The 13,475-nt window shown below is 30.1% G+C and carries 11 protein-coding genes; 5 read left to right on the top strand and 6 right to left on the bottom strand.

Going from position 1 to position 13,475, the window contains the following annotated elements:
- Window positions 1-191: 191 nt before the first annotated feature.
- The gene (locus D2A34_RS01925) at window positions 192-623 is read right to left on the bottom strand and encodes a hypothetical protein (protein ID WP_119365553.1); all 432 of its coding nucleotides are present in this window, start codon (window positions 621-623) and stop codon (window positions 192-194) included.
- 283 nt (window positions 624-906) lie between these two features.
- Between D2A34_RS01925 and D2A34_RS01920 the strand changes: the two genes are divergently transcribed.
- Window positions 907-1,953, top strand: coding sequence for a DNA polymerase IV (locus D2A34_RS01920; RefSeq protein ID WP_079438712.1), 1,047 nt, complete (start codon window positions 907-909; stop codon window positions 1,951-1,953).
- A gap of 661 nt (window positions 1,954-2,614) precedes the next feature.
- On the opposite strand, the gene D2A34_RS01915 is transcribed toward D2A34_RS01920, so the two are convergent.
- Complete coding sequence (locus D2A34_RS01915) at window positions 2,615-3,388, bottom strand: HAD family hydrolase (RefSeq protein WP_119365552.1); 774 nt, start codon at window positions 3,386-3,388, stop codon at window positions 2,615-2,617.
- Window positions 3,389-3,613: 225 nt separating this feature from the next.
- On the opposite strand from D2A34_RS01915, the gene D2A34_RS01910 reads away from it, so the two are divergent.
- The gene (locus D2A34_RS01910) at window positions 3,614-4,339 is read left to right on the top strand and encodes a phosphatase (RefSeq protein WP_119365551.1); all 726 of its coding nucleotides are present in this window, start codon (window positions 3,614-3,616) and stop codon (window positions 4,337-4,339) included.
- A gap of 317 nt (window positions 4,340-4,656) precedes the next feature.
- Here D2A34_RS01910 and D2A34_RS01905 read toward each other — a convergent pair whose 3' ends face one another.
- Window positions 4,657-4,929 carry an acylphosphatase gene (locus D2A34_RS01905; protein WP_119365550.1) on the bottom strand — a complete coding sequence of 91 codons (273 nt, stop codon included), beginning with the start codon at window positions 4,927-4,929 and terminating at the stop codon, window positions 4,657-4,659.
- A 241-nt stretch (window positions 4,930-5,170) separates the two neighbouring features.
- Here D2A34_RS01905 and ndk point away from each other — a divergent pair, with 241 nt between their 5' ends.
- Window positions 5,171-5,587: a nucleoside-diphosphate kinase gene (gene ndk, locus D2A34_RS01900; RefSeq protein ID WP_079442271.1), complete on the top strand. Its 417-nt coding sequence runs from the start codon at window positions 5,171-5,173 to the stop codon at window positions 5,585-5,587.
- Between the two features lie 218 nt (window positions 5,588-5,805).
- Window positions 5,806-6,663 (top strand): YcdB/YcdC domain-containing protein, encoded by an 858-nt coding sequence (locus D2A34_RS01895; RefSeq protein ID WP_119365549.1) that lies wholly within the window; start codon window positions 5,806-5,808, stop codon window positions 6,661-6,663.
- 72 nt (window positions 6,664-6,735) lie between these two features.
- On the opposite strand, the gene D2A34_RS01890 is transcribed toward D2A34_RS01895, so the two are convergent.
- Entirely contained in the window at window positions 6,736-9,276 is a 2,541-nt protein-coding gene (locus D2A34_RS01890) for a transglycosylase domain-containing protein (protein WP_119365548.1), read from the bottom strand.
- 105 nt (window positions 9,277-9,381) lie between these two features.
- On the opposite strand from D2A34_RS01890, the gene yunB reads away from it, so the two are divergent.
- Window positions 9,382-10,053: a sporulation protein YunB gene (yunB, locus tag D2A34_RS01885; protein WP_119365547.1), complete on the top strand. Its 672-nt coding sequence runs from the start codon at window positions 9,382-9,384 to the stop codon at window positions 10,051-10,053.
- Between the two features lie 546 nt (window positions 10,054-10,599).
- Here yunB and D2A34_RS01880 read toward each other — a convergent pair.
- Complete coding sequence (locus D2A34_RS01880; RefSeq protein ID WP_119365546.1) at window positions 10,600-12,687, bottom strand: methyl-accepting chemotaxis protein; 2,088 nt, start codon at window positions 12,685-12,687, stop codon at window positions 10,600-10,602.
- A gap of 247 nt (window positions 12,688-12,934) precedes the next feature.
- Window positions 12,935-13,456, bottom strand: coding sequence for a hypoxanthine phosphoribosyltransferase (gene hpt / locus D2A34_RS01875; RefSeq protein ID WP_119365545.1), 522 nt, complete (start codon window positions 13,454-13,456; stop codon window positions 12,935-12,937).
- Window positions 13,457-13,475: the final 19 nt, after the last annotated feature.

Genomic DNA, 13,475 nt, shown 5'->3' with positions numbered 1-13,475 from the left:
AAGCTGTTGGAATACCTTAATGGGAAGTTGTTCCACTTTTGCTTGTCCTGTGCTCGTCACAGGAGCATGCAGAAGTGGTGCAACTTTCCATTTAGATATTCCCAGCGAGATTTTTCATAGTCCTGAGGAACATATATGTATTCTCTTTCGGTTGTTTAATGCACCACTTTAAGTATTACACAATACCCTTATTATCTTCTCGTCATGCCATTTGCTTGTTGACGTGATTTTTTTATTTGGCTATGGTCAATTGGGATTAGATCTTTCTTTGTTGTAAGATTTAATAGATTCATAATTTGAACTTCTTGAGAATTTTCTTTTTTACTGTTTTTATCACCTGTAACGCCCATGACTATAACTTTATTGCCTTGCTTTACTTGTATAAATTCAGGTTTTTTAAACCATCTATTCTTTTTATACCAGCACTTAACAACTTTCTTACCAACTTCAGGCTTAATAACCATTTCAACCATTAATCTATTGAAGATAATGTAACTCTTTTCGATAAGCTTTACAGACAAGACAGTTCCAGAAATACTTGTTATTCTATCACCATATTTTTCAATATAAGCATTTTGAAAATAGTTACCAAATTTACTGCTTATTTTTTCTTTAAAACCCATAATAATTACTCCTTTACATAATAATATCGCTAATAACGCTATTATACTTAAAATACTTTATTATTATACCATATGTCAAATGAAATTAGGTAATTTTTTAATAAGTATAAAGTAAATTACCTAATAAAAGCAAGATTGAGTACAAAACCTTATATAAATTATAAATTTACGCAATAAAAGATAGATGCAATGATTTCTTTGAAGGTGTAAGTTATATAACTTACACTCTGTTTAGGCTATAATATATTATAGAAATTGTGATCATAATGAGGTGGTTATTTTAATGGAAAATCAAATACTGCATGTAGATATGGATGCTTTTTTTGCATCAGTTGAACAAAGAGATAATCCAGAACTTAGAGGAAAGCCTGTTATTGTGGGCGGGGTAAGTGAGAGAGGTGTTGTGTCTACATGTTCATATGAAGCAAGAAAATTTGGAATACATTCAGCTATGCCAATATTCATGGCCAGAGAAAAATGTCCTAATGGAATATTTGTTTCGGGGAGGTATGGTAAGTACACCAAGGTTTCGCAGGAAATATTTAGGGTATTTAATGATGTGACATCTCTAGTTGAACCTGTATCTATAGATGAAGGATTCCTAGACTTGTCTCAAGGGCATATTAAAAATGGTATGGAGGCTGCAAGATATATTAAAAATAAAGTTTTTAGAGAGGTAGGATTAACATTATCTATTGGTATATCTTATAATAAATTCCTAGCAAAACTAGCATCAGACTGGAATAAGCCAAATGGGATTAAGGAGATAAAAAAAGAAATGGTTCCAGATATTCTTTTTCCACTTCCTATATCAAAGATCCATGGTTTAGGTAAGGTATCAGTAGCTAAATTCAATAATATGGGGATATACTACATAAAAGATTTATATAATATGCCAAAGGAATTTTATATTGAATACCTGGGCAAGAATGGAATTGAAATATTTGAACGAATTAGAGGCATCGATAACAGGAAAGTTGAGAATATACGTGAAAGAAAGTCTGTGGGAAAAGAGAAGACATTAAAGTTTGACACTAAAAATAAAGAAGAGCTGCGTGAATATATTAAAGAATTTTCTTATGAAATAGAAGATGTATTGAATAGAAAAAATGTTCTTGGGAAAACAGTGACTTTAAAATTTAAAACAAAAGATTTTGAAAATCACACAAGAAGCAAAACCCTAATCAATTATATTGGAGCACAAGAAGAAATATTTAAAGTCGCGGAAGAATTACTAGAAAGCGAAGCACTTAATGAAGAAGTAAGACTTATTGGAGTAAGCATATCCTCATTTAAAGAACCAGAAGTAGAGCAGATGAGTTTATTATAGTTATTGTATAAATGTACTTAGAGATTCTCTTATTTATAGATAACAAAACTATAACATATACTTATGCGTATACCTCACCGAAATGAGTAATATACTTTTGTTCCAGTTTCTTGGTAATTTTGTTGGGTGATTTTAAGGCTATAAGTTGCACCCAAAGTGCTAGCCTCAAAGAACAAGCGCTCACAGAGAAAGTTCGAAGAACGAAATATAAAATTTCGATTCTCACTTTTTGAACTAGCACATTTGGAACAACTTATAGCCAAAAATCACATCCATCAAAATTACCAATGAAACATTCCACAAAAGTATATTACTCATTTCTGGTTGGGAGATATTTCATAGTTTAAGTGTAATTTATGATTGTGTCATCTATAACAAATAAATAAGACACGTGTTTGTGAAATAGGCATGTGAAAATAAGCTGATGAAAACACTTAAGTAGAGAGCCCAAATCTATGATTTGGTGTGAATCACTTACTCAGGGAGCGAATGTGAGTCGAGTTTTCTCTAGAGGTTGTACCACTTTTGCTTGTTCCAATGAATATTAGGAGCAAACAGAAGCGGGTACAACCTCTTTTAGTGTTCTCCAGCAAAATTTTCACTAGTCCTACAGAATAAACATGTTTCTTATTTCGGTATATTATATAGAATTAAGTATAGTTTAAAGTGCATATTCAAGTATTGCCCTTAAAACTCCGTGCTCTTCATTACTTGCAGCTATGTATTTTCCATATTGTTTCATGTCTTCTGGAGCATTTTCCATTACAAAGCTGTATTCAGCCTCAGCAAGCATTTCTATATCATTGTAATAATCTCCAAGAACCATAGTTTCTTCTTTTGATATATTATCAGTTTCCATAAGTTGTTTTAAAGCAACTCCTTTGTTAACGCCTTTATTTGAAATATCAGTCCAAATGTCAGCGGTAGCTACTATGTTAAGAGTGTCTTTTAATGAACTATTTACTATATCATTAGTACCTTCTATATTACAGATACTAATCTTAATTATATCATCTTCAACTTCACTTAAATCATCTACAATATTTATGACACTGTAGTATTTCTTTATTTCAGTTAAGTATTCTTCTGAATAATTTTCAATATATGCACAATTAGGTGCGCATACAACTAAAGCATTATCTTTGACTTTTTTTGCTTCAGTAATTATACTTTGAACAATATTCTTTTCAATAACATTTTTATAAATTATTTGGTTATTATCAACAACTAGAGCTCCGTTTTCGCAGATGAAAGATAAATGTCTTCCTATTGGACCAAAATTAGTTTGTAAAGTGTAGTAAGGTCTACCGCTCGCTGCTACTAATTTTATATTTTTTTCTCTTACACGGTCTAAAATATCAACAAAACCATCTGGCAAATGACCATTTTCATCTAAAAGAGTTCCATCCATATCTGTTGCAATTAATTTAATCATAAAATCTCCTTTCAGTACTCTAAATTTGAAATTCATACATTTTTAATAATAACACATATTTGAAATACGAGAAAGGTAATAGAAATTTTTATTGACAGTAAATGTTTACTATAAACTGCTATAGTTTAATTACTAAGTTGAGTATGATAATATGATAATAGGAAATATAATTAATATATTAAAATGTTGATTTAAGTTTATAAAACGAATAAAAGAGGTGATTTTATGAAATATGCATTAGATGTGCATACTCATACTTTAGCAAGTGGGCATGCTTATTCAACCTTAATGGAAAATGCAAAAGCTGCATCAGAGAAGGGAATAAAAGTACTCGGAACAACAGAACATGGGATTACCATGCCGAATTCTCCGCATATTTGGTACTTTCATAACTACAGAGTACTACCAAGAGAAATGTATGGAGTTACCATGCTTTATGGAACAGAGGCTAATATAATTGATTATGATGGAAATTTAGATATGGATGATTTTACATTAGATAAGATGGATATTGTAATTGGAAGCATACATGATGAAGTCTATAAAGTAGGTAGTGTAGAAGAAAACACGAGAGCTTTCATAAATGTAATAGAAAGTGGAAGAGTTGATATAATAGGACATCTTGGCAATCCAGGAGTTCCTGTTAATTTTGATGAAATAGTTAAGTGTGCCATTAAAAATGATATTCTAATTGAAATTAATAATAGCTCTTTTACAACATCAAGAGTGGGGAGTCATGGAAATTGTAAGGAAATAGCATTATTATGTAAAAAATATGGCGCTAAGCTGATAATAAATAGTGACGCACATTTCTGTACATTAATAGGAGAGTTTACAGCAGCAGTTAACATGTTAGAATCAATAGAGTTTCCAGAAGAACTTATAATTAATAGAGAGCCAAATGAATTAATACTAAGATTAAAGAAAAAAGGTAAATTAAAAGATTTATAGATAAACAAAATATAGCTTAGACTTAAGTGATAACTTACCGAAATTATAAATATTTTTATTCCGAAAAACTATGAAAATATCGCTGAAGTTTCTAAGTTGCAGGTTGCATCCACTTTAGCATGTTCCTACTTTCAGTATGACAAGCTAAAGTGGAACAACCTGCAACTTAGAACCTTTGACAGCTCATTTTCGAATGTTTTCTCCACAAAAATATTTATAATTTCTAGAAAAGATAATAGCTTAAGTTTGAGCAAATTTGTAAATATGTTTATCTAATAAGTAGAACTCTTGAAGGAGATATCTATAGATTGTGAGAATTAATATTTTATTTTAAACTTCTTTTCATCAGGTATTAATGGAAGACTGCTTAAATTTATATCATCAACCCTTGAGAAGTTATTACCAACCTTAATAGCGGAAATAAAAGAATTAATATCTTTTTCTATTCCTTGGACTTCAATTTGGACATTACCGTCCATAAGATTTTTACACCAACCTGTTAAGTTTAGCCTACAAGCTGTAAGCTGAACAAAATATCTAAAGCCTACGCCTTGTACTCTACCACTAACAGTTATTGAATATCTAATCATATGTTATCCTCCCTATTTTATTGAATTCAATGTTAGAAGCTGATATATAAATAATTAGTGAATTATTCACAATAGTTTATTTTAATAAAAAATTTAAGAAATATTATTAATCAAGATTATATCACAATATGATTATTATGAAATAAAATTATAAAAGTATTTATAATTTTCTGAAAATTTAGTATAATATTCATATAGAGGGGAATAATATGAATTGATTACATGATATGGAGGACTATACATGATTGAAAAAAGTGTAGTATTAATTAAACCAGATGGAGTGGAAAGAAATATAATAGGGAATATTTTAAGCTGTTATGAAGATAATGGACTAAAAATAGTAGCATTGAAACTTATGAAAGCTACAAGGGAAATTGCTGAAAAGCATTATAGTCAACATAAAGGGAAAGATTTCTATGAAGAACTTATAACATTTATTACAAGGAATCCATTATGTGCAGTAATTATACAAGGAGAAGATGCGGTGGCAAGAATAAGAAGCATTAATGGAGCCACTAGTCCTACAGATGCAGCTGAAGGAACGATAAGACATAGATATGCAAGAAGCAAAACAGAAAATTGTGTTCACGCATCTGATACTGTTGAAAGTGCAAAAGAAGAAATTGCATTATGGTTTCCAGAAGTTGAAAATAACTAATCAGTGATTAGCATAGTAGAAGATTATACGTATTAAAAATATATATGTAAATTTATGAAAGGCTTATACTTAGAATATATTATTCCTAAGAATAAGTCTTTTCATTTTGTCTGTAGTTTATCATATTGAATAAAGCTAAAATATAAGATATGCAACACAAAAAATATGATATAATATAAAGTAAATAAGAAATATCAATTGAATAAAGGAGGTCATGGATGAAGTTAAGAAAAGCAAGTGTTCTAGGGGGGACAACTTTAATTTGCCTTATTGTAATTATAGTCGTAATATTATATAACTTTTTAGGACCAGGTGCGAAAGATATTAAAGCAGCTAAAAATTTTATGACTAAGTTATATTCGATAGATGCAATAAATACTGAACAAAATTTAGAATCCATAAAATATGAAAGAAGCAGAATATTAAATAGTCAGAATGAGCTGGTTCATAGAAGTATAGTGACTCAAAGTTTTGGTATAGATTTAGATAAAAATAATAATGTTATAGGCTTTGCAAAGAAAGAAATTCAATCTAATACAACTAAGATTAACTTGCAAAATGCAAGAACTTTAGCAGAGGGATATTTGAAAAATGTTTATGATGGAGAAGTAGTACTAAAGAGTGCAAATGATAATGAGGGGGTAAAAAGTTTACCGTATTATTCATTTATATATACTAGGCAGGAAAATGGATATCCTTTTTATTTTGATGAAATAAAGTTAAATATTAATAAAGAAAACGGTTTTCTAGATGGGTATTCTAATTCAACAATGCATAGGGAATGTAAAGAACCTGTAATAAATATATCTGAGCAAGAAGCAGAAAATATAGCTTTAGAAGATTTTCAAAAGTTCAATAAGGAAGCTACTGTTAGAAAAGAATTATATTTAGTTTATGCAGATAATAGAATTGATAAGGATGCAAGTCAAATTTATGAAGTTTGTTATCTTGTAACAATAGATGGAAAAAATGATAAGGATGCTAATGTTGTTTGGAAGATTTTTGTGAGTTCGGAAAATGGTAATATATTAAATGTATTAAAAGATGGTGCTGAAAAAGAAGTCGTAGCAAAATAAACTGAAAATAGAGGATAATCAATTTTGATTATCCTCTATTTCTATCTTAATCTACATTCTACACAAGCATTTTTAGTTACCAGGTACAATTGGAGATAGAGCTCCTGAATTTGAGTTACCGGGACCTACTGGATTATGAGTGTTGTTACCATTATTTTTAGTATTTCCATTAGCATTTTTGTTTGACGGTGTAGAAAACTCATTTACAATAGGCGGAGCTGTTGCATTATTAGAATCAGCTACTGGAGGTACAGCTTCATTAGTGTTACCTGCAGGAGGAGTTTCAGTTGCAGAATCGTAAGTTGACGGTAATACCATAAAATAGTCTGCTGTAGCAGGGTTTGGATTATCTTTCTTTATAAATATGCTGCTTCTAGTTAATATAGAAGGGGTTAATGGACTAGCAAGTTTATTGGTAAATCTATTCACATTAGCAGCTACATGAGTATCACATGTTGAATCAGGTTCTGTTCCATCAATAAATAATTCCTCATATACTCTATTTCCGCGTGGATCCTGACTGCATAATGAACTTGGAGATAAACCGGAGTCTTTACAAACACTAGCTCTTATAATTCCATTTGGTTCATCTATATCTTTTACTTCAAAATCTTTATTAGCTTCTTGCATTAATTTTCCCCATATTACAGCACATCCACTTGAACTTCCAAGAAGTTTTGTTGGTTTGTCGTAACCAACCCATACGGCACCGGATAGGTAAGGAGAAAGTCCAGCAAACCATAAATCAGTTGAGTTGGTAGTAGTACCAGTCTTACCAGCAACTGGCATATTTCCCCATTTAGCTCCAGTAGCATTGTATTCATTTACTGGACCTTTCAGCATATCATATAAAATATAAGCTGCTTGAGGTGAGAAAACTTTACTTTGCTTTGGTTTAGATGTATCGAGCAGAACTTTACCTGTTGAATCAACAACTTTCGTATATAATACAGGTTTTGTATATATACCATTGTTACCAAAGGTGCCAAATGCTCCAGCCAAAATAAAGGAGTTACCACCGTCTCTATCATTAGGATTGTTATTAAATTGACCTAAAGCAACAGAAGCTATAGAAGATTTAGAAGCAGAGTTATACTTTAAACCTAACTTTTCACCATAAGAAATACCAGTTTTTAATCCAATCATATCTTCAAATAGTACAGCACCAGTATTTTTAGAATGAGTAAGAGATTCTCTAGCGGTTATAAGTCCTGCATACTCGTTTGGAGAGTTTAAAGGATTAAAGTATTTACCATTATCTAATTTATTATCAGGTAGTGGAGCATCATCAATTGTTGTAGCAGCTGTTATGATTTTTTGATCAATTCCTGGTCCATATACAGTTAATGGCTTTGTTGAAGAACCAATAGGTCTTAAATCATTATAAGCTCTATTGGTGGATTGAGGCTGCTGTTTACCACGACCTCCAACCATTGCAAGAACATGACCATTTCTATAATCTACAATTGTGGCAGATGCCTGCAATAAAGGAATACCATCTTTATCATATGTTTCTCCATTACTGATTCCTAGATTCTTGTAATCATCTAAAGTAGTTTGGGTAAAATCCTGAAGATGTTTATCCATTGTTGTATAAATCTTAAGTCCGCCATTTACCATTAATTTCGAAGCTTCTTCATCAGTATAATTATATTTTTCTTTTAGGTCTTCTTTAACTTGAGACACAGCTGGATATACAAACCATTCATAGTTTAATCTGTAATCCTTCTTGCTTGATTTAAATACTAATCCACCATTTTTTACGTCGCTCACAGCTTTCTCATAGTCAGCGTCATTAATATATTGAAGCTTATGCATCATGCCTAATACTGTAAGAGTTCTATTTATATAAGGCGATGGATCCTTAACATTATTTTCATTATAAGCACTATAATAACTTGGTGCTTGTGTTATACCAGCAATGTACGCACATTCAATTAGTGAGAGATCAGATGCACTTTTACTAAAGTACTCTAGTGCAGCAGCCTCTACACCATATATGTGCCCGCCTAAAGGTATTGTATTTAAGTATGCTGTTAATATTTGATCCTTAGTTAGTTTGTCTTCTAAACTAATAGCTAAATACGCTTCTTTAATTTTTCTTTCCATAGAAACATCATTAGTTAGAATTGTGTTTTTAAGTAATTGCTGAGTTAATGTAGATGCCCCATGTAATCCTTTTTGTCCGGTGACTAATTTCTTTACATCTAGGTAAGCCGCACCTACAATTCTTTGAAGATCTATTCCTTTGTGCTTATAGAATCTTTCATCTTCAATGGATACAAAAGCATTCTTCAAATTAGCAGGTATCTTACCGGAATCTATAACATAACGTTCCTCATCTGTATGAAGATTATCCATAAATACCTCAGAACTATCATATAGGCTTGAAGGTTGATTTAATGATAATACAGCATCAACATTTAGAGGAGGTGTTGTTTTTATGAGTGCAAAAGTATAGCCAGCGCCTACTACAACAATTGCTAGAAAACAAAATAGTAAACCAAAACATATGCCTTTAAATATTTTTTTAGATTTCTTTTGTTTATTTTTTATTGGCTTTTTTCGTCGTGGAGCACTATCTGCTTTATGTGATTTATCGTTAACTGCCATTTTATCCTCCTAAAATAATAAGGTTAATAATTTAATAATATTCTATAACATTATAGCATAATTATAGTATTATTAAATCAATAACTCAATATAAAGGTGTTTATAATGCAGTATTATACAAGGCGTAAAAACCACAAATACATATCATTTCTCGTCATTTTAATCTTTATAATTGTTGTATTAAATATAATAATTGTATTTTTTGACAAAAGAGTTATGCCAGCAATAACGGAAATGGCTGGTATAATGGCGAAATCACAAACGTTAAATATTATTAATGAGAAAAGTGTAGAAATTTTATCAAAAGAATTCGATTATGATCAAATGATAAAAATCCAAAAAAATAACGAAGGAAACATAATTTTGGTTCAAGCAGATACAATAAAATTAAATTATTTAGCGGCAAAGTTATCTACTGAATGTAATAAAGAGTTAAGCGATATGAAAAATTCTGAGGTTAAAGTTCCATTAGGGTGGTTAAGCGATAAAAGTATTTTTTATAATTTGGGACCCAAAATAACAATAGGAATTGAACCTATGGGAAATATGAGTACAAGTTATGAGTCAAAATTTGAAAGTGCTGGGATCAATCAAACTAGACATAAGATTTACTTAAATGTTAATGCTAAAATAAGACTAAAGCTGCCTATGAGAAATCAAGATATTGAAGTAACCACACAAGTTCCAGTTTCAGAAACCATAATAGTTGGAAAAACACCTAATAACACTTTAGGATTTCCCACCAATGACAATAGCAAAAGCCAAAATACAAATTGATTATAATTCACAAATGCTACATTTCAGGATTTCTAGAAATTTAATGTAATACCATATATTTAAGTTACGTGTTGTTTATTTATATAGAGTTCCGCAACGATAATAGAACCTAATCAGCCTATTTCATATTATGACCCTTAAGGTTACAAACATGTATCTAATTTCTAGGTTGAGCATACTTTAAGTTCTTAGCGAGGAACCCTATATAGATAAAGCAATTAAGATTTAAACTTATACTTTAAAAAATATCTCAACTAGAACTAAGCAACACACTTTTGTGGAATGTTTCATTGGAAATTTTGATGGATGTAATTCTTAGGCTATAAGTTGTTCCAAATGTGATAGTTCAAAAAGTGAGAATCGAAATTTTATATTTCGTTCTTCGAACTTTCTCTGTGAGCGCTTGTTCTTTGAGGCTAGCACTTTGGGCACAACTTATAGACTTAGAATTACCCATCAAAATTTCCTAGAAACTGGAACAAAAGTATGTTGCTTAGTTCGGTGAGTTATATTCATAAGTTTAAGTTATATTTTCGTTATCCATATTTAAAATTTAAATTGGCTAAAGCTTTCAGTTAATTCATTTGATGAAGTACTTACTTTTTTAGCTGAATTTGCAACTTCAGCACTTGATAAATTTAGTTCTTCGGATGAAGAATAAATTTCTTGGGTAGTTGCTGAAATCTGCTCTGATGATAAAGAAATTTCAGAAATATTATTTAATAATGAATCTTTTTCAGCATTTAATGATACAAAATCCTTAGCAATAGAATACATTTGAGGAATCATTTCTTCAATAGCTGAAGAAATTTCTTTAAATACTGATATTGTATTATTAACAATAAGAGTTTGATTTTTAACATCATGAGCAATATTATCTGTACTAATTACGATATCATCAGTATTTTTAAGGACTTTTGATACAATAGAATAAATTCTTTGAGCTGAATTTTTACTCATTTCAGCTAGCTTTCTTATTTCATCTGCAACAACAGCAAATCCTTTTCCGGCATCACCAGCTCTAGCTGCTTCAATTGCAGCATTAAGAGCAAGTAGATTGGTTTGTTCTGCTATGCCATTAATTATGTTAGTCATTTCAGTTACTTCATGTATATCAGTTGACATTAAAGTTAATGAGGAACCAAATGTATCAAAGTTCTTATTAAGAAGATCTATTGATGTAATTAATGTTTTAAGATCGTGGTTACTTTTTTCAGCGCGTTCTCCAATATTAGAGGAAGTGATGGTGACGTCATTAACTTTGTTTGTAAGAATTTCAATTTTGTTTCCGAATTGATTTAAATTATCGTTACTACTGGATAATTTATTAGCTTGGCTAAGAGTTCCTTCGGATATAGTACTAATGGCTTTAACTATATTTTCTATAAGTGATGACAGCTCTTCTGATATTAATAAGAGACCATTTGATTCTTCAGTAAGATGTGATGAGTTTAATTGAATAGTATCAATGTTTTTATTAAGAGCACATTGTATTTCTATTAACGACCTGCACATGATACCAGTTTCGGATTTTTTCTTTAAATACTTCTCATCTATTGTTCTAGAGAAATCACCCTTAGCAAAACTTTTCATTATATCTACAACATATAAAATATTTTTGGAAATTTTAGACATTACAAATATTAATGTTAAGGATATCAATATTAAGCTCCCAATTCCAGTAACAATATTTATTATTTTCAAACTATTAAAAGAGCTTAATAAATCTGTTTTGTCAGCAGTAGCTATAATGCACCACCCTGTAGCTGGAACTATAGAATAAGACAATACTTGTTCTATACCCTCACAAATTACATCTTGAGAACCACTTTGGCCTAAAGAGATAGAAGTAACTAAATCATCAACACTTGTCCCATCTGTGTTTGTCAATAAATCAGTAATTGTTTTCTCGTTTTGAACATAAGAATTATTAGAATAGCCTAATAGCTTACCACTTGAATTGACTACAAAGGCCTTACCTGAATTAAGAAATGATATTTTCTTACTAAGATTAGATATATCATCACCAGATTTAAAAGCAACAAGTACGTTAATGTGATTGTTACTATCTTCAATAGGTGCAGATATCGCAATAATATAATTTTTATTTATGTTGCTGTTTGAGTTATTAACAAAAGGTTCTGAAACATAAGAAATTCCATTAGATGCAGATTTGAAATAGTCAGAATCCTTTATATCTATTACTTCACCGTTAACAAGTGTCAATTTTCCATCGGGAGTCGCAATTCCCATATTAAGATATTGCTTAAATTCTTTTTCTTTTAATAAAATTTTCATTTTATCTTCTAATGGTGTATCAGCACTTGTGATAAAAGGATTATGTGCCAAGCTTTCAACAGATTTTATTTGATTTGCCATAATATCATTTATGTCTTGCGCAGTAATCTTACTTATTTGATTAATAAAATCCTTACTATTAGAATAAAGAACTCTTTGTCCTAAATAATATGTACAAGTTGTAAGTGTTAATAATGTTACGACAACAACAGGCAATACTCTGGCAAGCACTCTAAAACTAATTGAATCCTTATTAAAACTAAAGGAATTATTTTTAGATTTAATAAATTTATTATTACGTTTATTAAGGTTGGTTTCTTTTTTCAAAAATTTCATTTTTATAGCCCCCTTTTAGAAATAAATTTAGATAAAAGAAATAGATTTATAGATTAGTGTGTTCTTATTGCAAAATTATCAAAAAATACAATTATCTTTCTGCAAATATGATAATTTTTTATTATATTTTACTGAGTAGAAAAAGTATATGGTCAGATAGCACTTAAATGTTGTTGAAGGTGACGAAAAAGAAAGGGGGCAGATTTGATATTAAAAATAAATAAAAAAAGAAACCCGAAGGTTTCTTTTACTCCCAATTAAACACATAAGGTACATTTCTATAGAAATCACCGTAGTTTAAGCCATACCCAACTACAAATACATCTTCAATTTCAAAGCAGCAGTAGTCTGGTTTTATATCTATTTTTCTTCTTGATGGTTTATCAAGAAGAACACAAGTTTTAACTGAATTAGGGTTTAGTTTCTTTATATGTTCAACAACAAAATCCATAGTAATTCCAGTATCTACAATATCATCAACTATAAGAACGTCCCATCCCTCAATATTATCAGCAATATCATGAACTACTTGAACAGTACCAGATGATGTTTCATCATGACCATAACTTGATGTAGTCATAAAACCTATCTTTGTGTTTAAATCTATAGCTCTAACTAAATCAGCAGCATATACAAAACTTCCACGAAGTAAAGATAAAACATAAAGATTTTTACCTTCATAATTTTCAGTAATGATTTTTCCTAATTCTTCTATTCTAGAATTAATTTGTTCCTTAGAAAAAAGAATGTTGCGTTTCTTATCTTCCATTTTTGTTAAAACTCCTTTT

This window comes from Clostridium chromiireducens (assembly GCF_003575225.1).
Taxonomy (GTDB): Bacteria; Bacillota; Clostridia; order Clostridiales; family Clostridiaceae; genus Clostridium; species Clostridium chromiireducens.
This window is presented reverse-complemented; position numbering and strand designations above follow the sequence as displayed.